Source organism: Kitasatospora sp. NPDC054768 (genome assembly GCF_053612025.1).
Genome location: NZ_JBSHBN010000087.1, coordinates 12156 through 39133 on the forward strand (window position 1 = coordinate 12156; position 26978 = coordinate 39133).

The following is a 26978-nucleotide window of genomic DNA, read 5'->3' on the forward strand; positions in this document are numbered from 1 at the left end:
AAGATCGTGCGGATAGCCGTCACCGGGGGCTGCGGGTTCATCGGCTCACACGTCGTGGACCACCTGATCGCGGCCGGCCACGACGTCCTCGCGGTGGACACCACCGACAAGTACCTCAACCCGGACGCCGAGCACGCGCGGCTCGACGTCCTCGACCTCAAGGCCCTCACCGCGGCGCTGGCCGGCAGCGAGGTGGTCTACCACCTGGCCGCCATGGCCGACGTCGAGCAGGTCAGCGCCGACCCGGTCCGCGCGGTACGGACCAACATCGACGGCACCGAGGCCGTCCTGGAGGCCGCCCGGCGCAGCGGCCTGAGCCGCACGGTCCTGGCGAGCACCGTCTGGGTCTACGGCGCCGCCCTCACCGACGAGCAACTCGACAGCAGCGAGCAGGAGTTGGACGAGCACGTACCGATCGAGCTGGAGCACAGCGGCCATCTGTACGTGGCCACCAAGCTCGCCGCCGAGATGCTGGTGCACAGCTACCGCGAGCTCTACGGGCAGCACTTCACCATCCTGCGCTACGGCATCCCGTACGGCCCCCGGATGCGGGACGAGCTGGTCGTCGCCCGGTTCGTCCAGGCCGCGCTGGCCGGCCGGCCGATCACCATCGCCGGGGACGGCCGGCAGAGCCGCAACTTCGTCTACGTCGAGGACCTCGCCGACGCCCACGTCCGGGCCCTGTCCCCCGCCGCCGAGGACCAGACCTTCGCGCTGGAGGGCTCGACGGCCGTCTCGGTGCGGGACATCGCCGACACGGTGGACGGCCTGCTGGGACCCGTCACCATCGAGCACATCGACGGGCGGAAGGCCGACTACGCGGGGCGGCGGATCTCCTCGGCGCAGGCCAAGCGGCTGCTGGGCTGGTCGCCGAGCACCAACTTCACCGACGGCGTGCGGCGGTACGCGGACTGGTACCGGGCCACCGTCGGCACCGCCGCCGGCGCCTGACGGGGCCGCCCGATGCCGCACGCCCTGCTGGTCTCCGGCTCGCTCGGACAGGGCCACGACGTGATGGCCCAGGCCTGCGCCGACACCCTGCGGGAACGCGGCTGGACCACCCGCACCGTCGACGCCATGGCCCTGCTCGGGCAGCGCTCGGGCGCGGCCGGGGAGGCGGTGTTCCGCCGGCTGCTCGACCTGCCCGGGGTGTACGACGCCTTCCACTTCTCGGCGCTGCGGCCCGGCGCCCGGATCGCCCTGCTCGCCGACGCGGCGGCCCGCGGCCGGCTGGTCCCGGCACTGCGGGAGCTGATCGAGGCGCAGCGGCCGCAACTGGTGGTCTCGGTGTTCGCCACCGCGACCTCGGCGGTCAACCGGCTGCTGCGGCAGGCACCGGAGCGGGAGTTCCGGCACTTCGTGTTCTGCACCGACGTGACACCGCACCGGCTCTGGGTGCAGGAGGGGACGGACCTGTTCCTGGTCACCTCCGAGGTCGCCGCGTGCGCGGTCCGGCGGTACCGGCCGGAGGCCGACATCGCCGTCGTGCCGGCGCCGTTGCGCCAGCCGTTCTACCGGCCGCCGCGACGGGCCGCGGCGCGGGCGGAGCTGGGCGTGCCGGCGGGCGCCGCGTGCGTCCTGCTGATGTCCGGCTCCTGGGGGCTCGGTCCGCTCGCCCGCACCGCCGCCTCGCTGGCCGCCGCCGGGCCGCACGTCCTCGCGGTGGCCGGGCGCAACCGGGAACTGGAGCGCCGGCTGCGGGCCGCCGCGCGCCGGGAGCCCCGGCTGCACCCCTTCGGCCACACCGACCGCGTCCCCGCGCTGATGGCCGCCGCCGACCTGGTGGTCACCAGCTCGGGCGACACCTGCAGCGAGGCCCGGGCACTGGGCCGGCGGCTGCTGCTCCTCGACGTGGTGCAGGGGCACGGGCGCGACAACCTCCAGCACGAGCTGGAACTCGGCCACGCCGACGTCGCCACCGCCCACCCGGCCGAGGTGGTCCGCAACGCCCTGGCCGCACTCCACCGCCCCGAGCCCGCGCCGTCCGCCGGCGCCACACCGGAGGCGTGGCGCCGGGGCTTCGCAAAGGCGCTGGAACGAGTCGGACTGGCGGCGACGGAGCACCGAGATCGGTGGTGAACCTCTCAGCCGGCTTCTCCTTGCAGCGCGTTCCCACGGTCCGGCGTCAGGGCTGCTCGCCCTCGTCCCCGAAGGCCATCTGCTCCCATTTCCCGCCGCAGGCCATCGCCACCGTCAGCTGGTGGACCGCTGTCGACACCGACCTGGCAGGCTCTCGGAGCTTCTTGCCTCCTGCCGCGAAACGTTGGCCGGCCGCGGAACCGAACTCCTCCACCTTCGCTGCCCCCTTCCTCATCCGCACGGCCATTCCGTTCAGCTCCTCACGGAACCTCCGGACTTCGGGGGCGCCATCGTCCTTCGGCACGGTGTCGACCAGCGAGTCCACAGTCCTCACCCTGAGGTCGATTGCCGCCACGCTTTCCGCGAGCTTCTCCGCTGCCTCCTCCAGCTCGACCACCGGCGAGGACACCGCGCTCCCGAACGAACACAGAGCAGCTGTTCTCGCGCCCACTGGATCACCCGACCGAGCGATTCGACGCTCCACCGCGTCCGCCGTATCGGCCGCTCTCCCGATGGTCTCGATCAGCCCCGTCACTGCATCCATGTGGACCAGGAACGACCCCAACTGATCATCCAGCTTGGAGATCTGGTCCAGGATCCCGGACTCGGCCAAGCCGTCACCCTCCAGAGCGGGAGGTGCGGCACCACTGTCCCCGAACGGAAGCAGCTTCTTCAGGATCCCCGGCGGCAAGGCCGCGGAGAAACCGTCCTTCAGGCCTCCTGCAACGACTCGTTCCAGATCCTTCCGGACATCGACGAGTCCAGCATCCGTCCGCTTGAACTGGAGAGTCCGGATCGAAGGGAGGTCGAACGGCACCCTTCCGTGTTCACCGAGCTGGATCGTCGGCCGACCGGCCGCATGGCGAAGCGCCAGTCCGTAGATGACGCTGGGATCCCCTCCGCTCAAGTCCGCGATGGCGATCTCGTCCTGCATCAGGTGCTCGAGCACCTCGTCGGTGATCGCTCCCGATCGGGTGATCTGGTCGACCCTGACGGGTTCGATGCCGTATCTGCGGCACACCGGGTCGACCACCTTCTCGAAGGTCTCCATGTACTTCTCGTACGCCTTCAGCGCGGCGCTCCCCAACGGCGCCAGACTGTTACCGATCGGGCCGATCACGAGGCATCTCACGCGGATGCCGTGGAGGTCCGTCGCACCCTTGGTCCGGTCCGTCACGACATATCCTCCTGACAGGACGCGTCCGGCTGCCATCGAGCCGCGAAATCGGCACCTTCCGCCACGTCGTCCGCATAGATCGGACGCTCCTCGATCCCGAGAGCCCGCAGCAGGAGCGCCGTCGGGATCAGGTAGCGCCACCCGAGCCGCAGCACCGCGCAGGGGAAGCGACCGGCACGAATCATCTTGTACGCGGTGGCGGAACACACGCCGAGCGCTCGAGCCGCAGTCCGCACGTCGACGGTCAGAGGAAGCTCGAAGGCCTCCGCGAAGGAAACGGGTCTCACTGTCATCGGTGTCGATCCTCCGAGCGAAGAACAAGTCGAGCAATCAGCCTGCCGTGGTCCTCCGTGAGCCGGCCGAGAACGATCTCCCGCAGACCGAGGCGTTCCGCGATCGACCCGATGCGCTCGCCCTCGACGCGTTGCCGGAATCTCGCGGACGGCCTCTTAGGCACCACCGTGCCCGAATGCACAAGGCCCTGGGGCGCCTGCGGAATTCCGGTCCCCTCAGCCCGTTCCCGGGCCGAAAGGCCCGGATCGCCCCGATCGGCCGCCACATGGGCGAGATCACCGCAGGAGAGTTCCCGGGAAAACTTTCGGCCGTAGGCCCAGGCTCTGCTCCTGGAGAATCTGAGCAGGTCACCACCGACGGACGGGCTTTCAGGATCCACCGTTTCCAGGGCCGACAACACGGCAAGAACCGCTTCCGCCTCGACGTCGTCGCGGTCGGCCCCGAAACACTCGGCAACCCGCCGGACGACACGCCGCAGGCCAGGAATCGCCAACCACGTCACGACTGCCTTCCAGTCCGCGGCGCTCACTCCCGTCTCCACCCCCCGGCAGCCGCCGCACCGGAGTACCGCCTCGCGCCACACGGCCCGTCGGACGTCCTGGTCAGGTGGATCCTGGTACAGCGCTTCCCTCGCCTCGCGGATCGAAAACGCCGCTCGGGCCCCCTCCGGGAAAACCGGGAAGCGCACCTCCGCACCGCTGTCGAGCAGTTCGACGCATCTGTCGAGGGAGGCTTCCAGCTCCGATCGCCCACCCGGACTCATGAGGCCTCCCCTTTCGTCCGCTGCCCGCGGTACAGCGACTCGGACGCCCTGCTGCACGCGTGCGCGAGTCGGGCGAGCGCCACGCAGATCCTCGCGTACACCGCCATGGGCGCCGGTCCCGGCTCCGGCTCTCGGCTGTGGACTGCTGGCAGGAAGGTTTCACTTGTGATGTTGTAGAGGTTCACGTCACCGACCACCTGACCCGTGATCGCGACGCTTTCCTCGGCGATCTGGGCCCGCACCTCCGACACCGGATTCCGGCGCCGGTCGAACGCCCGCTCATCCATCGATTCGCCGACGATTCGGGATCCGCGACTTCCCGTGGTTCACGTCTCCGGTTACGTCCCCCACCACTCCGATTCCGTTTTTGACGTCCTGCCGGATGTATCTCCCAGCCAGGTCCAATGGCGTTGGAGCTCCTCCGGATCTCTGCTCGGGGGACGAATCGGGTTCGTCCTCCTGGTTCCCGCCCAACCCGCGCCTCAGCAATTCTCCGGAAAGCTTCGGAACGTGCATCCAGGCGCGCTGGGAGAAGTCCTTTCCATCGACCTTCGCCAGTACCTCGGTGAACTGGTCCGGCGCCAACCCGACGTATCCGCCGAGCACCGAGTCCCTGTAGGCCCGATCGGACAGGACCGCGACCACATCGGTTTTCGCGCCGCCAGCCATGAGAGCCTTCCGCAGCGGCCTGCAATCCAGCAAGCGGTGCAGCTCGTTCCGCGCCGCCCCGTTTCCGCAGCCCGGTTCACCGGAATTCTCCACGGGCCCGACATGGGCACTGATGCGGAGCCGGATGCGCGACCCCCGGGCCTCCTGGTTGTACTGGCCGACCACGTCTCCCATGGTCGACAGGAAGGGAAAGATTGCCAAAGGCAGCAGAGCGGGGTCGAATCCGATCGCGACCCCGTCCCCTGAGTTCTCCGAGAAGTACGCGTCCTGCCTGAGCCCGCCCAGCCCCGCCGATTCGAGCGCCCGGTCCACCAGGGCAGGAACGAGCTCGCTCGTCGGGGCGTGGAGCAGGGAGGGGAGTCTCGTGTAGCCCATGGCGTCCACCGCCACCATCGCGGTGTAGCGGGGCAACGGAACGCTTTTCGACCACGGCGACGGGATTTCTTGGAACGACATGCGGCCTCCTGTAATTCGCTGTTTCTCCGGCCCGATGCCGGCCAGCTGGTCACATGCATTTCCAGCAGGATTCACGAGTAATGCGCAGAACTGTGCACAACCGCCGCCTGTGGTGCTTCTCACAATTCGATCTGACGTGCGCAACGGCGCATGCGCCTCGTGCCCTTCGCCATATCGCGCAGCGCACAGATGTCCTTGATCTCAAGGGCTTCCCGCCCGGCGATGACGGCTCCTGCCTCCTTCAACCGTTTCAGGACGGGGCGCAGCGCGTTTCTGGTGACTCCGACCGCTTGCGCGAGCACCTCCCGGGTCAGCCCCTCGACCCTCGTGGTGGAACCGTTTCCGGCGAGGTACAGCAGAGTTCGCGCCAATCTGACATCCAACGGAAGGTCCTTGAGCCAGAAACGCGTGAGCTCGGCCTCATTCCGCAGCCCCTGCTCCCAGAGAAGCAGTTCACGGTTGACATCACTCTTCTGAATCAACGTCAGAAAGTCTTCGCACGCCATCTTGACCGCCCTGCAGGACCCCATCGCCGCCACATCGGCATTCCTCGGCTTACCGGCCAGCACCGACATTTCGCCGAGCAGGTTCATCGGCCCCCTGAATGCCACCCATCTACTGCGCCCATCGGCGAGTTGCCGAACGACACGCACGAAGCCGTGAGTCAGCAACAGGACGTGATCCCCGCTGCTCCCCTGACTCAGAATCAACTGCCGGTTTTTGTAGTTGACTTCTTTGCCCTTGCGGTGAAACTCATCCACCAGCTTCTGCACCGCTGCTCCTCGAGCACACAGGGCAAGCCCTCCCTGCCCTCCACTCCGATTTCTACCGTTTCCATCCCGCCGGTTCCGGAAGGCACGGCACAGCGACGAAGCGCGCCCGCACGAGTTCCCCTGCGACTACCTCCGGCCGGGGACCCCAAGCCCGAGAGGACCACCGCCGGGAAACGGCGGCACCCGGTGGTCGCGGAGGGGGCCGAGGGTGAGGCGGCGGGTGCGGCAGTGTGCGGCGATCAGGGGGAGCGCGGCGAGGGTGGCGCGCCAGGAGCCGGGGGCGGAGGTGCAGTCGGAGTCGTGCAGCAGGAGGGTGGCACCGCCGGTGAGGCCCGGGCGGGCGGTCGCGTAGACGGACGCGCCGGTGGCCTCGGCCGTCCAGTCGCGGCCCCAGGCGGTCCACAGCACCGTGCGCAGGCCGAGGCGGCGGGCGGCCAGGGCCGGGCCCGCGGTCAGGACGCCGTACGGCGGGCGGTACCAGAGCGGACGGGCGCCGCAGAGTCCGGCCACCGCCTCGGCGGCGCGGCGCAGTTCGCGCAGGTCGCGGCCGGGGGCCGGGTACCACTGCCGCCGGTGGTGCCAGCCGTGGACGGCCACCTCGTGGCCGCGCAGCACCAGCTCCCGGCCGAGCGCGGGGGCCCGCTCCAGCATCGCGCCGAGCAGGAAGAAGGTGGCGCGCGCACCGAGTTCGTCCAGCGCGTCGAGGACGTACGGGGTGCTGCGCGGATCGGGGCCGTCGTCGAAGGTCAGGGCGACGTGGCCGGGCGCGGTGCCGTGGCCGGCGGTGCGGCGTGCCAGGGTGCGGCGCAGCGGCGGCAGCCGGACGGCGGCCGGGGCGAGGTGCAGGAACTCGGCCCCGGCGGCGACGGCGAGGGCCCCGGCGGCGAGCGCCCCCGGGCGCCGGGCGGCGCTCACCCGAAGCGGGAGGCCATCCGGCGGAACACGCCCGGGGCCACCCCGTGGATGCGGGCCGGGAAGCCGAGCCACTGCGGGATGTAGAGCCGGTCGCGCCCGGTGGTGATGGTCGCGACCACGACGTCCGCGACCCGCTCCGCCGGGACCGGGCGCGGGCGGTCGCGCTGGTACGGCGTGCCGCGCCGGTCGAAGAACGGGGTGTCCACGGCCCCCGGGAGCACCAGGCGCACCCCCACCCCGGTGCCGCGCAGCTCGTACCAGAGGCTCTCCGCGAACATCGTCAGCCCGCCCTTGGTGGCGGCGTACCCCGACTCGTCCCGCACGCCGACCTGGCCGGCCATCGAGCCGAGCAGCACGATCCGGCCGCGGCGGCGTTCCAGCATGCCGGGCAGCAGCAGGCGGACCAGGCGCAGCGGGGCGGCGAGATTGACCTCGATCATCCGGTCCAGGGTGTCGGAGGGCGTCTGCGCGTACGGGCCGCGCCAGCCCAGGCCGGCGCTCGCGATCAGGGCGTCCACCCGGCCGGCCGCGGCCAGGGCGGCGTCCGCGAGGCGGGCCGGGCCGTCCGGCTTGCTCAGGTCCTCGGGCAGGGCGCGGCCGCCGGTGCGGTCGGCGAGTTCGTCGAGGCGGGCGCGGTCGGTGCCGGAGAGCAGGGTGTGCCAGCCGGCGTCGGCCAGGCGGGTGGCGGTGGCGAGGCCGATCCCGGAGGAGGCGCCGGTGATCAGCGCGACCGGGCGGTCGGCCGGGGCGGTCCGGCCCTCCGGGGATCTCGGGGCCGAGGGCTCCTTGGGGTCCGAGGGGTCCGAGGGGTCCGTGCGGGCCTTCGGGCCTGACCGCCGGGGTCGGGAGTGGGACTCCTCCGCCATCGGGCACCTGCCGCTCTGTGGCCGTGTCGCCGTCCGATTCGTCCGGCAAGTCACCTTCGCATGGCGGAGCCGTCCGGGCTACCGGGGCGGGACGGCGGGCTCCGCCTCGGTGTCCCGGTACGGAGCCACCAGTTCGGCGGACTCGCCCTCCAGCTCACCGAAGCGGGAGAGCACGAAGGTGCCGCCCACCGCGATCACGAAGCCGGTCAGCGCGCACCACTCGAACCCGGGCCGGGCGGCGTCCCCGAGCACCGTCACGCCGATCAGCGCCGGACCGAAGGTCTCGGTCACCGTCCCGGCGGCGGTCGCGGCCGTCACCGTCCCGCGCTGCAGCGCCAGGGCGTAGGCGAGGTAGCCGCCGAGGCCGCCGACGGCGAGGGCGTAGGCGGCGGGATCGGTGAGGACGGCGACCGGGCCGGAGACGTCCAGGACCCGCACGGCCAGGCTGGTCACGCCGAAGCCGACCCCGGCCAGCAGGCCCAGGCCGGCCGCGGCCGCGTTGCCCTCCCGGCGCACCAGGACCACGGTGGCGAGCACCATGGCGGCGGTGGTGGCGAGCAGCGCCCAGTGGAAGGCGGTCGCGGCGTGGTCACGGCCCTCCTGGCCGGAGCCGAGCGCCAGCAGGGTCAGGCCGAGGACCACCGCGAGGATGCCCGCGAGATCGCCCCGGCGCAGCCGGGCGCCCAGCAGCCAGACGGCCGCCAGGGCGGTGACGGCCAGGCTGGCATTGGTGACGGCCTGGACGAGGAAGAGCGGGAGGGTGCGCAGGGCGACGATGCTCAGCACGAAGCCGACGATGTCCAGCAGCGTGCCGAGGATGAACTGCCAGGACCGCAGCAGCGCGGCCAGCAGGCCCGCCCGCACCCGGTCGGCGCGCGGGGCCGACCGCGCGCCGCGCGCCTGGAAGACCGCCCCGAAGCCGAAGCAGACGGTCGCGGCCAACGCGGTGGTGAGTCCCAGCAGCATGCCTCTCCCTGCCTCGCGGGGCAGTATTCGGTTCCCCACCAGTCTGTGCCCGGGGGAACGGGGGCGCACGGGTGGGATGACGGGAGCGAGCGGCAGCACCGGGACGGACGCTGCGTGCGCCCTGAGCGGCAGCACGGCAGCGCGGCATCACCGGGAGGACTCCACGACCCCGGGTGGCCCGCACCGACGGATGCGGGGCCACCGGGGGCCGCGCCGGGCACCGGAGCACGGCATCGACCGGGCCGGGCGGTGGAAAGTCGTCCGATGGTTCACGGCCGGACGGCCACCGCGGCGTACAGCGAGACCTCCTCGGCGGCCCCGGGCGTCTCGTCCGGCGCGGGCCGCCACTGCGCGATGGGGACGAGCCCCGGGTCGAGGAGCGTCCAGCCGTCGAAGAAGCGGACGATCTCCGACCGGGTGCGGGCCTGGGCGGCGGTGCCGGCGGCCTCGTAGATCCGGGTCAGCCGGGCGATGTCCTCGGGTGCGAACTCGGGGCTGACGTGGGTCAGCACCAGGGCGCTGCCGGGGACGAGGGCGGATTTGAGGCGCTCGACCAGCTCGTACGCGCCGTGGGTGTCGGGGACGAAGTGGAGCAGGGCGTTGAGGGAGAGCGCGACCGGGCGGGACAGGTCGAGGGTCTCCCGCAGGCCCGGGGCGGCGAGCAGTCCGAGCGGGTCGGTGACGTCCGCCTCGACGTACGCGGTGCGGCCCTCGGGGGTGCCGGTGAGCAGGGCCTGGGCGTGCGAGAGCACGATCGGATCGTTGTCGGCGTAGACCACGCGGGCGTTCGGCCGGATGCCCTGGGCGACCTCGTGCAGGTTGGGCGAGGTGGGGATGCCGGTGCCGATGTCGATGAACTGGTCGAAGCCGGCCTCGGCGAGCGCCCGGGTCGAGCGCTGCATGAAGGCGCGGTTGACCCGGGCGGCGGCGCGCAGCCACGGCGCGACGGCGAGGGCCTGTCCGGCGGCCTCACGGTCGGCGGCGAAGTTGGTGAAGCCGCCGAGGAAGTAGTCGTACATCCGGGCCGAGTGCGGCACGTTCAGCCGCAGGTCCACCCCGTCGTAGAGACCCATCGCGCTCTCCCCCGGTTCCACTCCCGACCGATCATTCCCGACCGATCGCTCCTGACCACGATAGGCGGGACCGGTCGCGTTCCGAACAGCTTCGGAGCATTCCAACCAACCGACGGCGCCCATGAGATGACCATCTGTATTCGGATTGCATCCTGGAGTGACGGGCCTGATGGAATGAGGATGGGCACCGACAGCCCGACCCTCGGGTGGCCGGGTGAGCAGCCGACGGCCACGGAAAGCAGGCTCGATGACGATCGACAGGGGTGCCCCGGCGCGCAGGTTCCGGGGCGGAACGGCCGTGGCGCACATTCACGGAGCGGAGACGGCGCCGGCGGCCGGCTCCGACCGCGCTCCCCGGTCCGACCCCGAACTCCGCCTGGGCCTCGCCTACGCCGCCTTCTGCGAGACGCACGAACCCGCCTGGCACGCGCTCGCGTTGACCCGGATAGGCAACCGGTCCGACGCGGAGCTGGTCGTCGGGGCGGTGAAGTCCGACCTGGCCCGCTGCTGGCCGCAGGTCCTGCGGTTCGAGGAACCGGCCGCCTACGCCTGGCGGTTGGCCAACCGGCACGTGTCGGACTGGGTGGCCGCCGAGGAGCCGGTGGAGGTGGAGGCGGTCACCTTCGCGGCGGTGATCGGGGCCTTCAAGCAGGTGGCGAAGGGGCTGCTGCACAGTGAGGCCGACGAGGTGCGGCTGTACGCGGCGATCCTCGAACTGCCGGACCGGCAGCGGGACGTGGTGATCCTGCGGTACCTGCTCGGCCTGCACGTCAAGGTGATCGCGGCGTACCTGGGGCGGCCGGTGGCGACGGTGCACTCCAACCTCCGGCACGCCCGGGAACGGCTGGCCCGCCGGCTCGGGGTGGGCGAACTCCCGGACGACGAGGGCGAGCTGTGACGGGGAGACCGGAGGAGGGCGCCCCGGCCGGTGCGGAACCGGCGGACGGCGGCCCGGCCGGTGCGGAACCGGCGGACGGCGGCCGGACGGTGTTCCGCGTTCCCCGGCCCGAACGCGCCCATGCGGAGCGGGTCGCGGCGCTGCGCCGGGCCAGGCTCACCGCCGCGCCCGCCCACCTGCCGTCGGAGCACGAGCAGGCGGCGTTCGAACTCGGCCTGGTGGTGGCCCTGGTGCTGGGCGCGCCGGACGCCTCGCGCGGACTCGACCTGCTGGTGAACGCGCGCCGGATCGAGCCGGAGGGGGCCGAGGTGTTCGGCGCGCTGCTGTACGCCACCGGCAAGGAGGAGGGCGCCGAGTTCTGGTGGCGCTTCGCGGCGGGCTCGGGCAGCGGGACGGCCGCCTACTGCCTGCACCTGCACCACCTGATGCTCGGCGAGACGGACGACGCCGACTACTGGCGGGCCTGGTCGGACCAGCTGGCGACGGTCGAACGACCGCCCGGGCCGCGGGTGTTGCGGATGAACCGGCCGCTGCTGCCGGACGACGTACGGCGGGACATCCTGTCGCGGGTGCACTGGGGGCTCGCCCCGCAGCTGCCGCCGGCGCTGGTCGCGGTGATCGACCGGCTGCCGGTGCAGGACGGGGACGAGGAGGAGGTGCCGAGCCCGTGGGGGCTCACCTCGGGGGCGACCTCCGGCTGCTCCTGGACGGACCTTCCGTGGGGAGCCGGGGACGATCACGGCACCCCGTGGGAGTGAGTGTCCCGCGGGCTGCCGTGATCATCCGTTCAGGTGAGCGCCGACAGCCGGGCGACGACGGCCCGGTCGCGCCCGCTCCCGGTCTCGGTCCGCTCCCCCGCCGGCGAGGTGTGCCGGACGACGTACCGGTGCGGTGCCATCGCGGTGTCGCGCCCGGCCAGGGCGGCGACCACGGCGCGGTGGGCCTCGGCGGGGCCGAACGAGGGGTCGACGGCGGCCACCTCGGCCACCAGCGTTCCCTCGCTCACCGAGAGCCGGTGGTCCCCGAGCGCGGCGTCCAGGAGTTCGCGGACGGCCGCGAGATCGATCCAGGAGCCGTCGACCAGCCTCCATTCACCGCCCCGGCCGGCCCCCGGCGGACCGAGCGCCGCGGGCAGGTCGGCCAGCAGCACCGGGCCCTCGGCGGCGGCCGCGAGCACGGCCGGCAGCGCCCGGGCGAAGCTCTCGGCCTCCTCGGGGTCGAGCACCTGGGGGCAGGCGATCAGGGCGAAGTCCAGGCTGCCGGTGATCCGCAGGACGGTGAGCATCAGCCGGACCGGCAGCAGCGGGGCGGGCAGCACGGTGAGCTCGGGATCGGCGGCCGGGGGCGGCTGGACGGCGGCGACGGAGGCCGGGATGGTGAGACTCAGATCATTGACGACCACCTGGCGGGCGAACCGGGCGCCGCGCACATGGGCCGCGTCGTCCACCAGCTGCCAGACCTTCTCGGCGTCCAGGGTGCTGTGCCAGTAGGCGCTCAGCGAGGCCGACTTGGCGCGGCCGATCAGCTGGTCGAGGTCGGCCGCGCCGGCGTCGAGCAGGATCAGCGCGTCCTGCGCGAGGGTGCCGACGTGGTCGATCAGGGCGGCGCGCTGACGGTTGGCCGACAGCGCCGAGAACACCAGCTCGGAGCGGCCCGCGCGGTGGGCGACCAGCGCGGCGAAGGCGGCGAGCAGGACGACCGAGGGGCTGGCGCCGGTGCGCCGGCAGACCGCGGCGAGGTCGTCGGCGGCGGTGCGCGAGCGGACCAGCAGGGCGCTGTGGTCGCGGGGCGGGCCGCTGATCCGCGCGTCGGAGAAGACGCCCACCGGACCGGCGGTCAGGATCCGGGCCCAGTGCCGCAGGGCGGCCGCCGACCTGCGGCGGCCCTGGGCGCCCTGCTCCGCCACGGCGATCCCCAGCGGGGTCGGCGCGGTGACCGGCGGCAGCTCCTTCCCGGCGGCGAGGGCGCACCAGTCCTCGATCAGCACGGCGGTGGCGGCGCCGTCGGCGCCCGCGTGGCAGACCACGGCGACCAGCCGCAGCAGTCGCTCGCCCGCGGCGATCAGCGTGAACCGGATCCTCGGCGGCAGGTCGGGGCCGACCGGAACGGTGACATCGACCCGGCCCAACTCCTCGGCCATCGCGTTCAGTTCGGCGTCCGATCGGCAGCCGGCCTCGACCACGGAGACGGCGAACCGGCCCTGCCGGTGCACCACCTGGCGGTCCGGGAATCCGTCCGGACCGGGGCCCGCGGGAAAGGAGGTCCGCAACGACTCGTGCCGCTCGACCAGCCGGCGGAGGGCGACCAGCCCGGAGGGGACCGAGGTGCCGTCGGGCACCGGCCAGACGGACTCCTTGTTGATCGCCTCGGGGGCACTGGCCCGGATGCAGCGGATCATGTTGTCCTGGCCGCGGGTGAGCGGTCCGGAGCCGCTGCTCTCGGCGGCGTACCGCACGGTGACCCGCCTGGTGGCCGGATTCGCGCCGCACGGTGTCGCGCCGAGTGACGCCGGGTCGTGCGGTGTCGCGCCGAGTAGCGTCGGGTCGTGCGGTGGAGCGCCGAGTGACGTCGGGTCCTGCGGTGGAGCGTCGTGCGGTGCCACGTCGTACACGCCTTTCGGCTTGCCGGGGAGGGCCGGGGAGGGCTCGGCAGGGGGTGTGACCGGGACGCTACCAGCGCCCTCGTCAGCTGGTCCAGACCAAACCTGACCTGATCGAGCGTTTCGTCAATTCCCGTGCCACTCATGCGAGTTGACATGTATTGACGATTCCCCGAGGGCGGCGACGGCAGCCCGGAACGGTTCCGCGACGGGGACGTCGCAGAGCCGGGCCGGGCCGGCGCCGAGCGCGCCCGGGTCGGCCACCAGCACCGGCGACGGACCGGCGACGGGCACGCCGAAGGACTGCACGACGCGCCCGCCGTACGCCTTGACGCAGGCCTCCCGGCGGCACCACAGCGCGGTGAACCGCGCCGCCCGCTCGGCCGGTTCCGCGGGCTCGGCGACGAACCACGCCTCCTCGACCGGGAACCAGCGGGCGGCCATCCGCTCGGCCGTCCGCGGGTCGTGGAGCCGTTCGACGTCGACACCGACCGCCCGCCCCTCGGCGAGGGCCAGCACCGCGACGGCGTCCGAGGCCGACCAGCTGACCCGCAGCCCGCCGTCCCCCGCCGGCTCGGGCTTGCCGTTCGGCCCGTACCGCCAGACCACGTCGGCCGGGTGCACGCCGAGCCGGGCGGCGACCAGCTGCCGGACGGCGCCGCGCACCACGGTGAAACGCTCGCGCGCCCCGGGGTCCATCCCGGACGCCCGGGCGCGCTCGCCCTGGTCGAGCAGCTGCCACAGCTCCCCGGCCGGAGCGGCCGGTTGACGTGTGTCGATCAGCCAGAGATCGATCGCCGTCACGGCAGGGTCAGCGTGCTCAGCACGCCGAGCCGGCGGTCGAACCCGGCCAGCAGCGCGGGCCGGCCGGCCGCCCGCCACTGCGGGAGGTGTTCGGCCAGCTCCGCCCAGAGTCCGGTGAACGGCTGCGTCGGCGGGGGCTCCGGCGGGCCGAAGCCGGGGCCGAGCAGCAGTGCCGCCTCGGGCCCGAGTTCCCCGGCCGCGGCCCGGACCGACTCGGCCGGGGAGGTCGCACCCCTGGTCTGCCGGACGGCCAGGCCCTCGCCGGGGGCCTCCTCGCAGACCAGCACCACCACCGCGTGCCGCTCCGGCAGCGGCACCGGTCCGGGCGGCTCGTAGTGCAGCGCGGTCTGTTCGGCCAGCACCACCACGGCCCGGCGGCAGCCGCCGGTGCGCTGGTGGCCGGCGGCCAGCCGCAGTGCGGTGAAGGCCGCCGCGCCGCCCTGGTCGCAGACCGCGAAGGCGAGCGGGCCGCCCGGGACGGACCGGCTGAGCGCCAGCGAGGACGGCGCGCCGGGCCGCACGTCCGGGGTGTCGAAGGCCAGGATCAGCAGGTCGGCCGGCTCGTCCTCGGCGAGCGCCTCGCGGAGCACTCCGGCGGCCAGTTCCTCGTAGGAGTGGCCGACGCCCTCGCCGAGCAGGTCCTCGCGCAGCGGCAGGCCGTAGGGGCGGACGAGGTCGGAGACGAAGACCCGCAGGTCCGGGTCGAGCGAGGTCTCCGAGCGGCCGTCGAACCGGCGGGCCAGCGCCCGGGTGATCCGCAGACCGGTGGGACCGGGGGCCACCCGGTCAGTCCTCGGGGATGACGTGCCCGGCGACGTAGTCGGCCAGCCTGGTGACCGACCGCAGGTCGTCCTCGGTGATCTGCTCGACGTCCACCTGGATGTCGAGCGACTCCTCCAGCTCCAGGATCAGCTCGATGGTGCCGGCCGAGGTGAGGCCGAGGTCGTCGAAGAGGCAGGCGTCCTGCGGGATCTCGGGCAGTTCGCGCTTGAGGACGCGCGGCAGGAGCTCGCCGATGCCGTGCAGGATCCGCTCGCGCAGTTCGGGGTCGGTGGTCTGGACCGCGGCTTCTGACATGGGTGTCCCGTCCCGTCGTACGTGGGATGTGTGCTCCGGGGCTTGCAGGCGCCCCGGGGCTCTGGGTGGTGTGGGAATCCGGCGTCACCGTGCGGACGGCGGCCGGCGGATTCGGCGGCATCGGTGGCCGGCGGACCGTCAGTACCGCATCGCCATCGCGGAGAAGGTCGCTCCGACACCGGCGGCGGCGATCAGGTAGTGGTCGCCGCGGCGGAGCAGCCCCCGCGTGGTGGCGGTGTGGAGATTGATGAGGCTGTCCGAGGCGAAACTGTGCCCGACCGACCGCACGTTGTCCAGCACGACTTTCTCGACCGGATAGCCGATCCGGCGCGCGATCATCCGCCAGGACGCCTGGTTGACGTTGTGCGGCAGGATCGCGGCCAGGTCGGAGAGGTCCAGACCGGCCTGGTCCAGGGCGGCCTCGATCGCCTCCACCATCACGTTCGGGTACTCGCGCTGGTAGCGGGCGAGCAGGTCCGGGTCCTCGGCCAGCCGGCCGTCGAACTCCGGGCGCTGGCGCACCACGAAGGAGAGCATCCGGTGGCGCTCGCCACCGGCGCTGACCAGGCAGGCGGCCGCGCCCTCGGCGAAGATACCGGTCTCGGGCACCACCTGGGCGTCCCTGGTGAAGGTCTTCTCGCCGGTCAGCACCAGGGCGAGCGCCGCCGGGTCGGGTTCGTCCGCGAGCAGCCTGCCGGCCAGGTCGATGGCCAGCAGGCCCACCGCGCAGGCGTGGTGGGTCACCGTGAAGGCGTTGGCGTGCGCCAGTCCACGGGCTTCGAGCAGGTCGTGCAGCGGGTTGAGCGGATGGGGCACCGCCACCGGCATGCTGCGGGCGTGGATCACGAAGCGGATGTCGGGTTCGCGTCCACGCAGCTCCGGCAGGTTGTCCAGGGCGGCGTCGAGCAGGTCGGGCAGCGTCCCGGTCGGATCCAGACGCAGCTGGTCCAGGCCGTGGAAGCGGCGGAAGAGACGGAGTTGACGTGGGGTCAGGCCGATGAGCTCGCCCACAGCCTCGATGGGAACGGCGTGCGGGGGGAGGTGGACGGCCACTGCCTCCAGTGCGGTCACCCGGGCTAGTATTCCGACGCCCGCCGGGTCGCACAAGTGATCTCGGGCCCCCTCCGTCGCCGCCGCTCCCCGGGAAGCCGGTCAACTTCCCCCCGGCGCGGCCGCGTTCACCCCCGTGCCGTCGAGCAGGTGGGAGATCTCTCATGTCGAACCCTGAACCCCCCTACCCCGGAGCCCCGTTGAACCAGGATCTGGTGGCCCTGCTGGTCGAGGTGGCCGGTGCGCCGCCCGGCTGGGCGCGTCACGTCACCCCGGACGCCCGGCTGGACGGCGACCTGCTGCTGGACGAGGACGAACTCGCCGAACTGGCCGATCGGCTGCGCGGGCGCTTCGGCCCGCAGGCCGACCTGGCCGCGCTGCGCGCAGGGCTCGACCTGGCCGCCCTGGAGGCCCTGACCGTCGCCGACGTCCAGCGACTGCTCCCCGAGGAGGGCGCACGATGACCCGGTTCCTCCTGGTGATGCCGCCGTTGACCGGCCACGTCAACCCGGCCGCCGGCATCGCCGCCGAGTTGACCGCACGCGGCCACCAGGTCGCCTGGACCGGCACCGAATCGGTGCTGCGCCCGCTGCTCGGCCCGCAGGCCCGGGTGCTCGGCACCGGCACCCGGGCGTTCCGGGCCCAGGGCGGACACGGGCTGGCCGCGTTGCGCTCGCTCTGGGAGGGCTTCATCGTCCCGTACACCAGGTTCACGCTGAAGCCGCTGGACGCCGTCGTACGGGAGTGGCGGCCGGATGTGCTGCTGGCCGACCAGCACACTCCGGCGGGCGCGCTGGTCGCACACCGGTACGGTCTGCCGTGGGCGTCCTTCGCGCCCGGGGCGATGGAACTGGGGCGCCCCTACCGGGCGTTGCCGCAGGTCGAGGCCTGGATGACCGGGCTGCTGCGGGGGCTGTGGGAACGCGCCGGGCTGCCCGCGGAGGAGTACCTGGACCCGCGCTTCTCCCCCGCCCTGGTCCTGGCGACCACCGGTCCGGCCCTGACCGGCTCGACCCCGCCGCCGGAGCACGCGCTCGTCGGGCCGGTGATCCCGGCGCGGCCGCACGATCCGGACTTCCCGTGGGAGCGGCTGCAGCCCGGCCGGCGCCGGGTGCTGGTCACCATGGGGACCCTGGCCGGCGAGCTGGGCGCGGACTTCCTCGCCCGGTCCGTCCGGGCGCTGGAGCTGTGCGGTGACGAGGTGCAGCCGGTGTTCGCCGCGCCGAGCGAGCTGCTGCCCGAACTCCCCTCCCGGGCCGTCGCGGTGGGGCGGGCGCCGGTGCTGGAGCTGATGGCGCGCGGCGAGCTGGACGCGGTGCTCTGCCACGGCGGGATGAACACCGTGGGCGAGGCCCTGGCGCACGGACTGCCGCTGGTCACCGCACCGATCCGGCACGACCAGCCGATCGTGGCCGGCCAGGTGGCGGCGGCGGGCGCGGGGCTGCGGGTGCCGTTCGCGCGCGTCACCTCGGTGCGGCTGGCGGACGCGCTGCGGGCCGTCCTGGACTCCACGGCCCACCGGGAGCGGGCGGTTCAGGTCGGGAGCCGACTGCTCGCCGGGGGCGGTGCGGTGGCCGCGGCGGACCGGCTGGAGGCGCTCGGCTGAGCGGGCCCGGACCGGGCTCGTCCCACCCCCGGACCGCCCCGATCCACCCCCGGAACCGCCCCGCCCCGGCCCGGAAACGCCGCCCCTTAGCAGACCGGCCGAGGGTACGTCCATTGGTCTAGGCCATTGTTTCCGGGGCGGGGTTCGCCCTAGGGTGTCGCAGCGGCACCGCCCTCCGCAGGTGCCGGGCCCCGCCTTTCCAGGTGCCGTGGCAGCCCATCCCCGCACGGGAGTTCCGGTTGATCGAGACCGCGGGACTGCGCAAGTCCTACCGCAAGAAGACCTCCCGCCGCAGCGGCGAGAACCCCACCGTCGACGCCGTCCGCGGCATCGACCTGTCGGTCGCCGCCGGCGAGATCTACGGCTTCCTCGGCCCCAACGGCGCGGGGAAGACCACCACCCTGCGCATGCTGGCCACCCTGATCCGCCCGGACGGCGGACGGGCCACCATCGCCGGGGCCGACCTGTTCACCGACCCCGCCGGGGTCCGCCGCCGGATCGGCTACGTCGCCCAGGGCGGCGGCACCACCGACCACGTCAGCGGCCGCGAGGAGCTGGTCCTCCAGGCCCGGATGTACGGCGCGGCCAAGGCCCAGGCCGTCCAGGCCGCCGCGGACGCGCTCAAGGCCTTCGACCTGGCCGAGTTCGGCGACCGCCCGTGCGCCACCTACTCCGGCGGCCAGCGCCGCCGGGTGGACATCGCGCTCGGGGTGATCCACCAGCCCCGGGTGCTGTTCCTGGACGAGCCCACGGTCGGACTGGACCCGGCCAGCCGGGCGCACGTCTGGGAGGAGATCCGCCGGCTGCGCACCGAGGGCATGACGGTGGTCGTCACCACCCACTACCTGGACGAGGCCGACGCGCTCTGCGACCGGGTCGCCATCGTCGACCACGGTCAGGTCGTGGCCGAGGGCACCCCCGAGGCGCTCAAGCGCGAGATCTCCGGCGACGTCGTCCTGGTCGGACTGGACGCCGCGGAGGCCGCCTTCGAGCGGGCCGCCGAGGTGCTGCGCCCGCAGCCGTACCTGCACCGGCTGGAGCAGAACGGCGACGAGGGGCTGCGGCTGTACCTGGAGGACGGCGCCGCCGCCATTCCCCGGCTGCTGCGCGCCCTGGAGGCGGCGGGCGTGACGCCCGGCACCGTGCAGCTCCAACGGCCCAGCCTGGACGACGTGTTCCTGGCCCGCACCGGCCGCTCGCTGCAGCAGTCCTGACCCCGTACCGCCCGGACCCGCACACCTCCCTGGGGAGACCGTGAAGCTCGCCCGCGACACCTGGCTGGTCTTCCAGCGCCAGCTGCTGCTCATGATCCGCACCCCGATCTGGATCGCCGTCGGCATCATCCAGCCCGTGTTCTACCTCCTGCTGTTCGCCCCGCTGCTGAAGAAGGTGCTCGCCCCGCAGGGCGCCGGCAGCTACGCCGACGCCTACCAGGTGTACGTGCCGGGCCTGTTGGCGGTGCTGTGCATCTTCGGCGGACTGTTCACCGGCTTCAGCCTGCTCGGCGAGCTCAGGGCCGGCATCATCGAGCGCTCCCGGGTGACCCCGGTGAGCCGGCTGGCGCTGCTGCTGGGACGGGCGCTGCGGGAGATGGTGGCGCTGCTGGTGCAGGCCGTTCTGATCACCCTGATCGCGCTGCCGTTCGGGCTGCGGGTGAACCCGCTGAACCTGCTGCTCGCCTACCTGCTGCTGGGCCTGCTGGCGCTGATGACCTCGGCGATCTCCTACGGCATCGCGCTGATGGTGCCGACCGACGCGGCGATGTCGCCGGTGGTCAACACCATCGCGCAGCCGATCGCGCTGCTGTCGGGCGTGCTGCTGCCGCTCACCCTGGCGCCCGGGTGGCTGCAGCAGGCGGCCAGGTGGAACCCCTTCTACTGGGCCGTGGAGGGCATGCGCGCGCTGTTCTCCGGGCACGCCGGGGACAGCGCGGTGTGGCAGGGACTGCTGGTGGTGGTCGTGATGACCGTCCTGGCGGTGTACTGGTCGGCCCGGCTGTTCTCCACCCGGGTGCGCTGACCGACGAACGGCGGAGGGGCCCGGCTCGTGGTGAGCCGGGCCCCTCCCTCGTTCGTCGTTCCGCGCCCCCGCCGGTCCGCGCGGGCTCTCAGTCCGCCACGAAGGCCGCCACGAAGGCCGCCAGCCTGGCCACGCCGTCGATGATCTGCGCCTGCGTCAGCGAGCTGACGGACAGCCGCAGCCGCTGCTCGCCACCGCCCGCCGGGTAGAACGGCGCCATCGGTGTCCAGAGCACCCCGTGCTCGCGGGCGCAGCGCTCCATGGCGGCCTCGTCGGCGACGAACGGCACCGTCAGCACCGCGAAGAAGCCGCCGTCCGGCCGGGTCCAGGAGATGCCCAGCCGGTTCCGCACGGAGGCCGGGAAGTGCCGGTCCAGCTCCCGCAGCAGGGTGTCCAGGCCGGCCGCGTAGTGGGCCGTGGCGCGGGCGTTGGCGGCCCGCAGGCGGCAGTCGTGGGTCAGCAGCATGCCGCCGATGACGGCCTGGCTGAGCGCCGGGGTGTTGACCGTCGTCATGCTCTTCAGCTTGGCCAGCTCGTCCGCGAGGAGGCTGCGCCGGCCGTCGGGGCCGGTCACCTCCTGGTCGGCGACCACGTAGCCCAGGCGGGCCCCGGGGAAGCAGGTCTTGGCGAAGGAGCCCAGGTGGACGACCTGGCGGCGGCGGTCCAGCGCCTTGAGGGTGGGCCGCAGCCCCGGGGTGCGGGAGAAGAAGCCGTACGGGTTGTCCTCGACGACGAGCACGCCCTCCTCGGCCGCCGCCTCCAGCAGCCCGGCGCGGGCCGGGACCGGCATGCTGGTGCCGGAGGGGTTGGCGAAGTCCGGGACGACGTAGAAGGCGCGCGGACGGCGTCCCTCGGCCCGCACCGCGCGGGCGGCCTCCCGGAGCGCCGCCGGGTCGGGGCCGCCGTCCGGGCCCTCGGGGACGGGGCGGACGGTCAGGTCGAGCAGCCGGGCGGCGCCGGTGACGCCGACGTAGCAGGGCGAACTGACCAGCAGGACGTCGTCCGGGCCGGCGCACAGGGCGCGCAGCGTCAGCAGCATGCCCTCCTGGGCGCCGACCGTGACCACCACGGCCGCGGGGTCGACGGTCAGGCCCTCGTCGTGGGCCAGCGTGCGGGCGATCAGCTCGTTGATGATGCCCTTGGTCGGACCGTACTGGAACAGCGCGGTGCGCGCCGCGTCCCGGTCCAGGCCGCGGTCGGCCAGGTGGGCGAGGTAGGTCTCCAGGTACGCCGGGACGTCCTGGGGCTCGAAGAAGCCCTCGTAGGGGCGGCCGGGGGCGAAGGAGACCGCCTCCGGGTAGCGGGTGGTGACCTCGTTGAGGAAGGTCATCGCGTCCAGCAGCGGATCGGCCAGGGAGGCGTGCAGGTCGCTCAACGGGATCGTCATCGCAGCGCCTCCCGGAGGCGCTCGGCCGCGAAGTCCTGGGCCTCGGCGGCGGCGTCCAGGGTGCCGGTCATGGCGAAGAAGCCGTGCGGCATGCCCTGGTAGCGGCGCAGGTCCACCGGGACCCCGGCGGCGCGCAGCGCCTCGGCGTACTGCTCGCCCTCGTCCCGCAGCGGGTCGTACTCGGCCGTCAGGACGGTCGCGGGCGGCAGGCCGGCCAGGGTGGCGGCGCGCAGCGGGGAGGCGTACGGGCTGGCGCCGTCGCCCTCGTCGGCCAGGTAGTGGCCCCAGTACCAGGCCACCGAGCGGCGGTTGAACAGTGCCGGGTCGTCGTGGGCGCGCAGCGAGGGGGTGTCGGCGCCGTGGTCGGTGTTGGGGTAGACCAGCAGTTGGTGGCGCAGGGCGGGGCCGCCCTCGGCGCGCAGCAGCAGGGTGAGCGCGGCGGTGAGGTTGCCGCCGGCGCTGTCCCCACCGACCGCGATCCGGTCCGGGTCGATGCCGAACTCCGCCGCCCTTTCGACGAGTTGCAGCAGTGCGGCGCGGCAGTCGTGCAGCGCCGCGGGAAAGGGGTGTTCGGGGGCGAGCCGGTAGCCGACGGAGGCGGTGACGCAGCCGACGGCGTTGGTGAGCCGGCGGCAGATCGCGTCGCTGGTGTCGGGCGAGCCGAGCGTCCAGCCGCCGCCGAACAGGTAGAGCAGGGTGGGCAGCCGGCGGCCGGGCGGCTCGGGGCGGTAGAGCCGCAGCGCGAGTTCGCCGCCGGGACCGGGGATGCGGTACTCCTCGACGGCGGCGACCGGTTCGGGTGTGCCGGCCGCCGCGCGGATGTCCGCGAGGTCGGCGGCACGGGCCTCGGCGAGGCTGAGGGTGTAGAGCGGCGGGGCACCGCTGCCGGCGCGCCTGGTGCGCAGCGCTTCGGCCTGGGGGTGCAGGGGCATGGGCGGATCCATTCGGTGCGGAGGGCTCAGCGGTCTGCCTCGACGTAGACGGTCTCGTCGGTGCGGAAGGCCGTGTCGAGGTCGGCGACGTCCGGCCGGGTGCCCTGCCGGTAGGCGCACGGGCGAATCCTCCCGGGGTCGAAGCCGGCCCGGGTGAGGACATGCCGCAGTTCGTCCAGGTCGTAGATCCACTGGTGCCCGAAGTGCCGGAAGATCTGGTTCACCAGGAAGGCCGGACGCGCGGGCATCGGCGGGCCGAAGCCGAGAGTGGTCAGCCGGCGCCGGTGCTTGGCGAGGAAGCCGTCGCCGGTGGCGTAGCCGACCAGGTAGCGGGCGAGGTCGGGGGTGGTCAGGCGCAGGACGCCGCCGGGGCGCAGCACCCGGCGGGCCTCGCGCAGCCAGCCGACGGCGACGGGCATGGTGACGTGCTCGATCAGGTGCTCGGCGTACACCCAGTCGACGCTGGCGTCCGCGAAGGGCAGCGGTTCGGCGATGTCGAGCCGGGTGAACCAGCGGTCGCCGTCGACCCGGTAGAGGGTGCCGGGCTCGGTGGCGGTGTCGGGGCTGCGCAGGGTGGCGAGGTCGGTGCCGAGCCCCTGGGGGTGGGCGGTCCGGAAGGCGGCGAACTCGATTCCGGTGATGCCGAGTTCGCGCAGGCCCGCGTGGTCGCGCGGCAGCCCGCCCGGATGCGCTTCGAGCTTCTCGCAGGTGGCGACCTGTTCGCTGAAGGCGTCCAGTCGGGGGGCCAGCCCGTCCGGGTCGTCCCAGTCCCAGCCCGGGAATCGCTCGCTCTGCTCGGTCATGTGTCGGACCTCCTGGTGGGAAGAACGCGGTTCGGGGGCGGCGCGGTTCAAGGGCCGCGCGGGTGCGAGGCGGATGAACGACCGCGCGGGTGCGGCGTCAGCCGGCCGGGCAGGGCCAGGGGGCGAGGACCGTGCGGTCCAGGTCGGCGAGCCGGGGGCGGCCCAACAGGGCCATGGTGTGCTCCAGTTCCTCGCGCAGCAGGTCGAGCACCCGGTGCACCCCGGCCTCGCCGTCGGCGGCCAGGCCCCAGAGCGCGGGGCGGCCGATCAGCACGGCGCGGGCGCCGAGGGCGAGGGCGATCGCGAGGTCGGTGCCGCTGCGCACGCCGCCGTCGAACAGCACGGGTAGGTCGGCGGGCACCGCCTCGACCACGTCCGGGAGTGCCGCCAGGGCCGGTATCGCCCCGTCGAGTTGGCGTCCGCCGTGGTTGGAGACCAGGAGGGCGTCGACGCCGTGCTCGACGGCCAGCCGGGCGTCCTCGGCGGTGAGGACGCCCTTGAGGACCAGCGGCAGCCGGGTGCGTTCGCGCAGCCAGGCCAGATCGGTCCAGCTCAGGGTGGGGTCGAACTGCTCACGGGCGTGCTCGGCGATGCCCGAACTGCCGCCGGCGGCGCGGTGACTGGCGGACATCAGGGACCGGTCCAGGTTGACCGCCCGGACGGTGGGCGGGACGGCGAAGCCGTTGCGCAGGTCGCGCAGCCGACGGCCGATCCTGGGGGCGTCCACGGTCAGCACCAGTGCGCGGTAGCCGGCCGCCTCGGCGCGCTCCACCAGGGCGGCGAGGGCGGCGCGTTCGCGCAGCCAGTACAGCTGGAGCCAGAGCGGGCCGGTGGCGGCCGCGGCGATCTCCTCCAGGGTGCGGCTGGCGAACATCGCGGCGACCAGCAGGGCTCCGGCCCGGCCGGCGGCGCGCGCGGTGGCGGTCTCGCCCTCCGGGTCGACCAGCCGGTGGTAGGCCATCGGGGCGATCCCGAGCGGGAGGCGCAGCGGTGCGCCGAGCAGGGTCAGTGCCGGGTCGCAGGCGGAGACGTCGACCAGCGTGCGCGGACGCAGCGCATGGCGTCCGAACATCTCCCGGTTGGCCGCCAGGGTGCGTTCCGCATCGCTGCCGCCTTCGATGAAATCCCAGATTTCCGTTGGGAGTCGGTCGCGCGCCGCGCGCTCGATCCCGGCCGACGTGAGAACTCTCACGGGCATTCCTCGTTCCAGGACGGCCACGCGCGGGCCGGTCCTGGTTGGGCAGCGTAGGAGCAACGACCACATTGGTATAGACCTTGATTTGACCAAACGTCTGTGCCATGGTCTGGCCACGGAATTGGCCGTTCTGACTTGTTAACGGCGTTCATGTCAAATCCCCTCACTTGTGTGGAGCCGCGTTGACCGGCTTTTCCCCCTCCGTACTTCCGGCTGCCTTCCTGCCGCACTCCGACGCCCCGGACTCCTGGGTCGACCGGCTGCTGCTGGCCGGCCCCGGCACCGAGGAGTGCCTGCGCCTCGGCGCACCGCTCGACCGGGACGCCCTGCGCGCCCTGGTCGAGAAGCAGTCCGACCGACTGGCGGCCGCCGGACTCGGCCCCGGCGGGACGGCGGCGCTGCGACTGCCGCCCTCGGTGGCGTTCGTCACGGTGCTGCTGGCATGCTGGCGTCTCGGCGCCCAAGTCGCACTGCTCGACCACCGGTTGACCGACCACGAGATCGACGCGGCGGTGGCGCGGCTGGCCCCGCAGGTGCTGGTAGGCTCCGCCCATCGGTCCGCGGCGGCCCTGCGCGGCTTCTCCGAAGTCGAGCCGGTGGCCGTCCCGTTGACGGACGGACGCCCGGCCCGCACCGGGCACGCGTTGATCCAGCTCAGCTCCGGATCCACCGGTCCGGCCAAGGTCATCGCCCGCACGGCGGCCGATCTACTACGCGAACTCGACTGTTACCGAAGGCTGGTGGAGTTCCCCGGCGAGGGCGAGCGGGTCGTCCTGCTCTCCTCGGTGGTGCACGTTCTCGGCCTGGTCGGCGGGCTGCTCAACAGCCTGCATGCCCGGGTCGCGCTCACCGTGCCGGAGCGGATGACGGCGGCGGGCATCCTCGCCGAGGTCGCCGCGAGCGACCGGCCGACGACCGTGATCGGGGTGCCCTTCCACGCCGAGCTGCTGGCGGGGACGGTCGCTCCCCCGCCGCTGCCCCGGCTGCGGCGGATGGTCGTGGCGGGCGAGCTCGTCCGCCCGGGACTGCCCGCGCTGTTCACCGAACGCTACGGCGTCCCGCTCGGCACCATGTACGGCATGACCGAGACCGGGGTGATCGCCACCGACCTCTCCGGCACGCTCCACCCCGCCAAGCAACCCGTGCACGGCATGGAACTGCGCCTGGTGAAGGGCGAGTTGCAGATCGGCGCGGCGGCCTCCCCGTACCCCGGACTGGACGATCCGACCCGCTGGTCGGACGGCTGGCTGCACACCCGGGACGCCGCCGAGCTGACCGCCGACGGCCTGGTCACCGTGCTCGGCCGACTGGACTCCCAGGTCTCGATCGGCGGCCTGAAGGTCGACCTCACCGAGGTCGAGCAGACGCTCGCCGCGCTGCCCGAGGTCCGCGAGGCCGTCGTGGTCTTCGACGGCGGCGCGATCGAGGCCTACCTGGCCACCGAATCCGGGACCGACCTCGCCTCCGTCCAGGACGGGCTGGCCCGCCGGCTGGCCGCCTACAAGCGGCCGCGCCGGCTCGCCGGGCTGGACCGGCTCCCCCGCACCGCCACCGGAAAGCTGCTGCGCGACCCGGCCGCCCTGCGCGAGCGCGCGGCCGCCGGCCGGCCCGCCGCAGGCTGACCCCGCCCGCCACCGGGCCGGCCGCACCCGGCCGCACCCCGAACCCTTCGCACCACCACCCCGACAAGGAGCCCACCACCATGCAGGACCGCATCCGCGCCTTCGTCCTGGCGGCACTCGCCGAGATGCAGTACGACGTCTCCGAGGTCACCGGGGACACCGACCTCGGCCCGGCCGGACTGGACCTCGAATCGCTCGCCCTCGCCGACCTGTCGGTGCAGGTCGAGGACGAGTTCGGGATCAAGTTCGACCTGGACGAGATGGAGACCACCGCGCTGATGACGCTGGACGAGTTCACCGCCGACGTCACCCGCCGGGTCGACGCCCTCGCCGCCGCCTCCGGCAGCGCCGCGTGACCGGCTCCCCGCTCCCCGACGCCCTGCCGGACCGGACCGAGGTCCTCACCATGCTGGCGGCGTTCGGGCAGCGCGCCGTCGACGCCGTGCCAGAGGACCTCGGGTCGCTCGAACTCACCTGGATCGTCGCCGAGTTCGAGCAGCGGTACGGGCTCCAACTGGACCTGGACGACGACCGTTTCGGCGCGGTGCGCACCGTCGACGACGCCGCCGAACTGCTGCGCGAGGCCGTCCTCGCCGACCGCGCGGGCGCACGGCCGTGATCGCCGCCGGGACGGGCACCGGACCACCGGGCCGGACGGCCGGCCACCCGGTGGTCACCGGTGTCGGGGTGCTCAGCGCCGCCGGGCGCGGACTCGCCCCGCTCGCCGAGGCCGCCACCCACGGCAAGTCCCTGTTCGGCCCGGTCACCCGCTTCGATGTGAGCTCCCGCCGCACCACCCGGGCCGCGCTGTTCCCCGCCACCGTGCCGCTGGCCTGCACCTTTCCGCTGGCCAGGGCCGTGCTCGACGCGATCGGCCAGGCCTGCGGGCAGGCCGGGATGACCGCCGCCGAGGGCGCCGGACTGCCCGTGCTGCTCGCGCTGCACAGCGACGAGC

The 26978-nt window shown here is 73.4% G+C and carries 30 protein-coding genes and 1 pseudogene; 12 read left to right on the plus strand and 19 right to left on the minus strand.

Annotated features, from left to right (window positions below; genetic code table 11):
- Positions 1-6: 6 nt before the first annotated feature.
- Both ACWGKU_RS24245 and ACWGKU_RS24250 read left to right on the plus strand, forming a co-directional pair.
- On the plus strand, positions 7-951 hold the full coding sequence (locus tag ACWGKU_RS24245; protein ID WP_401051973.1) for an NAD-dependent epimerase/dehydratase family protein: 945 nt from the start codon (positions 7-9) through the stop codon (positions 949-951).
- 12 nt (positions 952-963) lie between these two features.
- The gene (locus tag ACWGKU_RS24250) at positions 964-2079 is read left to right on the plus strand and encodes an MGDG synthase family glycosyltransferase (RefSeq protein WP_452177651.1); all 1116 of its coding nucleotides are present in this window, start codon (positions 964-966) and stop codon (positions 2077-2079) included.
- Between the two features lie 46 nt (positions 2080-2125).
- Here ACWGKU_RS24250 and ACWGKU_RS24255 read toward each other — a convergent pair whose 3' ends face one another.
- From ACWGKU_RS24255 to ACWGKU_RS24300, 10 genes are all read right to left on the minus strand, one after another.
- The gene (locus ACWGKU_RS24255; protein WP_452177652.1) at positions 2126-3256 is read right to left on the minus strand and encodes a hypothetical protein; all 1131 of its coding nucleotides are present in this window, start codon (positions 3254-3256) and stop codon (positions 2126-2128) included.
- Complete coding sequence (locus tag ACWGKU_RS24260; protein WP_452177653.1) at positions 3253-3549, minus strand: helix-turn-helix domain-containing protein; 297 nt, start codon at positions 3547-3549, stop codon at positions 3253-3255. The genes ACWGKU_RS24255 and ACWGKU_RS24260 overlap by 4 nt, the downstream gene beginning before the upstream one ends.
- Entirely contained in the window at positions 3546-4313 is a 768-nt protein-coding gene (locus ACWGKU_RS24265) for a hypothetical protein (protein WP_452177654.1), read from the minus strand. Before ACWGKU_RS24265 ends, ACWGKU_RS24260 begins: the two co-directional genes overlap by 4 nt.
- The gene (locus ACWGKU_RS24270) at positions 4310-4600 is read right to left on the minus strand and encodes a hypothetical protein (protein WP_452177655.1); all 291 of its coding nucleotides are present in this window, start codon (positions 4598-4600) and stop codon (positions 4310-4312) included. Before ACWGKU_RS24270 ends, ACWGKU_RS24265 begins: the two co-directional genes overlap by 4 nt.
- Complete coding sequence (locus tag ACWGKU_RS24275; RefSeq protein WP_452177656.1) at positions 4593-5438, minus strand: hypothetical protein; 846 nt, start codon at positions 5436-5438, stop codon at positions 4593-4595. Before ACWGKU_RS24275 ends, ACWGKU_RS24270 begins: the two co-directional genes overlap by 8 nt.
- Before the next feature lie 119 nt (positions 5439-5557).
- Positions 5558-6211, minus strand: a complete 654-nt coding sequence (locus ACWGKU_RS24280) for a Crp/Fnr family transcriptional regulator (RefSeq protein WP_452177657.1) — start codon at positions 6209-6211, stop codon at positions 5558-5560.
- 126 nt (positions 6212-6337) lie between these two features.
- Positions 6338-7126, minus strand: coding sequence for a polysaccharide deacetylase family protein (locus ACWGKU_RS24285; protein WP_452177658.1), 789 nt, complete (start codon positions 7124-7126; stop codon positions 6338-6340).
- A complete protein-coding gene (locus tag ACWGKU_RS24290) occupies positions 7123-7992 on the minus strand; it encodes an SDR family NAD(P)-dependent oxidoreductase (RefSeq protein ID WP_452177659.1) in 870 nt (289 codons plus the stop codon). The genes ACWGKU_RS24285 and ACWGKU_RS24290 overlap by 4 nt, the downstream gene beginning before the upstream one ends.
- 78 nt (positions 7993-8070) lie before the next feature.
- Positions 8071-8958 carry a DMT family transporter gene (locus ACWGKU_RS24295; RefSeq protein WP_452177660.1) on the minus strand — a complete coding sequence of 296 codons (888 nt, stop codon included), beginning with the start codon at positions 8956-8958 and terminating at the stop codon, positions 8071-8073.
- A 269-nt stretch (positions 8959-9227) separates the two neighbouring features.
- The gene (locus ACWGKU_RS24300; RefSeq protein WP_401048552.1) at positions 9228-10031 is read right to left on the minus strand and encodes an SAM-dependent methyltransferase; all 804 of its coding nucleotides are present in this window, start codon (positions 10029-10031) and stop codon (positions 9228-9230) included.
- 298 nt (positions 10032-10329) lie between these two features.
- On the opposite strand from ACWGKU_RS24300, the gene ACWGKU_RS24305 reads away from it, so the two are divergent.
- Positions 10330-10929 (plus strand): RNA polymerase sigma factor, encoded by a 600-nt coding sequence (locus ACWGKU_RS24305; protein WP_359902517.1) that lies wholly within the window; start codon positions 10330-10332, stop codon positions 10927-10929.
- Positions 10926-11687, plus strand: a complete 762-nt coding sequence (locus tag ACWGKU_RS24310; protein WP_452177661.1) for a hypothetical protein — start codon at positions 10926-10928, stop codon at positions 11685-11687. The genes ACWGKU_RS24305 and ACWGKU_RS24310 overlap by 4 nt, the downstream gene beginning before the upstream one ends.
- A 29-nt stretch (positions 11688-11716) precedes the next feature.
- Here the strand turns inward: ACWGKU_RS24310 and ACWGKU_RS24315 are convergent, their stop codons facing one another.
- From ACWGKU_RS24315 to ACWGKU_RS24335, 5 genes are all read right to left on the minus strand, one after another.
- Positions 11717-13384, minus strand: a complete 1668-nt coding sequence (locus ACWGKU_RS24315; RefSeq protein ID WP_452177662.1) for a condensation domain-containing protein — start codon at positions 13382-13384, stop codon at positions 11717-11719.
- Positions 13385-13654: 270 nt separating this feature from the next.
- Positions 13655-14332: a 4'-phosphopantetheinyl transferase family protein gene (locus tag ACWGKU_RS24320; RefSeq protein WP_401048548.1), complete on the minus strand. Its 678-nt coding sequence runs from the start codon at positions 14330-14332 to the stop codon at positions 13655-13657.
- On the minus strand, positions 14329-15114 hold the full coding sequence (locus ACWGKU_RS24325; protein WP_452177663.1) for a hypothetical protein: 786 nt from the start codon (positions 15112-15114) through the stop codon (positions 14329-14331). The genes ACWGKU_RS24320 and ACWGKU_RS24325 overlap by 4 nt, the downstream gene beginning before the upstream one ends.
- Positions 15115-15118: 4 nt before the next feature.
- Positions 15119-15409, minus strand: coding sequence for a phosphopantetheine-binding protein (locus ACWGKU_RS24330; RefSeq protein WP_049653836.1), 291 nt, complete (start codon positions 15407-15409; stop codon positions 15119-15121).
- A 138-nt stretch (positions 15410-15547) separates the two neighbouring features.
- Positions 15548-16480 (minus strand): 3-oxoacyl-[acyl-carrier-protein] synthase III C-terminal domain-containing protein, encoded by a 933-nt coding sequence (locus ACWGKU_RS24335; protein ID WP_401048544.1) that lies wholly within the window; start codon positions 16478-16480, stop codon positions 15548-15550.
- A 179-nt stretch (positions 16481-16659) separates the two neighbouring features.
- On the opposite strand from ACWGKU_RS24335, the gene ACWGKU_RS24340 reads away from it, so the two are divergent.
- The 4 genes from ACWGKU_RS24340 (at position 16660) to ACWGKU_RS24355 (ending at position 20084) form a co-directional block, all read left to right on the plus strand.
- Positions 16660-16923, plus strand: coding sequence for a hypothetical protein (locus tag ACWGKU_RS24340; protein WP_380544725.1), 264 nt, complete (start codon positions 16660-16662; stop codon positions 16921-16923).
- Complete coding sequence (locus ACWGKU_RS24345; RefSeq protein ID WP_452177664.1) at positions 16920-18065, plus strand: glycosyltransferase; 1146 nt, start codon at positions 16920-16922, stop codon at positions 18063-18065. The genes ACWGKU_RS24340 and ACWGKU_RS24345 overlap by 4 nt, the downstream gene beginning before the upstream one ends.
- Before the next feature lie 239 nt (positions 18066-18304).
- Positions 18305-19279 (plus strand): ATP-binding cassette domain-containing protein, encoded by a 975-nt coding sequence (locus ACWGKU_RS24350; RefSeq protein ID WP_401055667.1) that lies wholly within the window; start codon positions 18305-18307, stop codon positions 19277-19279.
- 40 nt (positions 19280-19319) lie between these two features.
- A complete protein-coding gene (locus ACWGKU_RS24355) occupies positions 19320-20084 on the plus strand; it encodes an ABC transporter permease (RefSeq protein WP_452177665.1) in 765 nt (254 codons plus the stop codon).
- Positions 20085-20172: 88 nt separating this feature from the next.
- Here ACWGKU_RS24355 and ACWGKU_RS24360 read toward each other — a convergent pair whose 3' ends face one another.
- The 4 genes from ACWGKU_RS24360 to ACWGKU_RS24375 form a co-directional block, all read right to left on the minus strand.
- Positions 20173-21471, minus strand: coding sequence for an aminotransferase-like domain-containing protein (locus ACWGKU_RS24360; protein ID WP_452177666.1), 1299 nt, complete (start codon positions 21469-21471; stop codon positions 20173-20175).
- Positions 21468-22403 (minus strand): alpha/beta hydrolase, encoded by a 936-nt coding sequence (locus tag ACWGKU_RS24365; RefSeq protein WP_401048693.1) that lies wholly within the window; start codon positions 22401-22403, stop codon positions 21468-21470. Before ACWGKU_RS24365 ends, ACWGKU_RS24360 begins: the two co-directional genes overlap by 4 nt.
- 26 nt (positions 22404-22429) lie before the next feature.
- Positions 22430-23206: a class I SAM-dependent methyltransferase gene (locus ACWGKU_RS24370; protein WP_401048692.1), complete on the minus strand. Its 777-nt coding sequence runs from the start codon at positions 23204-23206 to the stop codon at positions 22430-22432.
- Positions 23207-23303: 97 nt separating this feature from the next.
- The gene (locus tag ACWGKU_RS24375; RefSeq protein ID WP_452177667.1) at positions 23304-24404 is read right to left on the minus strand and encodes an alpha-hydroxy acid oxidase; all 1101 of its coding nucleotides are present in this window, start codon (positions 24402-24404) and stop codon (positions 23304-23306) included.
- Positions 24405-24583: 179 nt separating this feature from the next.
- On the opposite strand from ACWGKU_RS24375, the gene ACWGKU_RS24380 reads away from it, so the two are divergent.
- The 4 genes and pseudogenes from ACWGKU_RS24380 to ACWGKU_RS24395 form a co-directional block, all read left to right on the plus strand.
- A complete protein-coding gene (locus tag ACWGKU_RS24380) occupies positions 24584-26023 on the plus strand; it encodes a class I adenylate-forming enzyme family protein (protein ID WP_452177668.1) in 1440 nt (479 codons plus the stop codon).
- A gap of 80 nt (positions 26024-26103) precedes the next feature.
- Complete coding sequence (locus ACWGKU_RS24385) at positions 26104-26379, plus strand: phosphopantetheine-binding protein (RefSeq protein ID WP_380553714.1); 276 nt, start codon at positions 26104-26106, stop codon at positions 26377-26379.
- A complete protein-coding gene (locus ACWGKU_RS24390; RefSeq protein WP_452177669.1) occupies positions 26376-26642 on the plus strand; it encodes an acyl carrier protein in 267 nt (88 codons plus the stop codon). Before ACWGKU_RS24385 ends, ACWGKU_RS24390 begins: the two co-directional genes overlap by 4 nt.
- A pseudogene (locus tag ACWGKU_RS24395) lies at positions 26639-26978 on the plus strand (hypothetical protein); the annotation flags it as partial. The gene ACWGKU_RS24390 and the pseudogene ACWGKU_RS24395, both read left to right, overlap by 4 nt.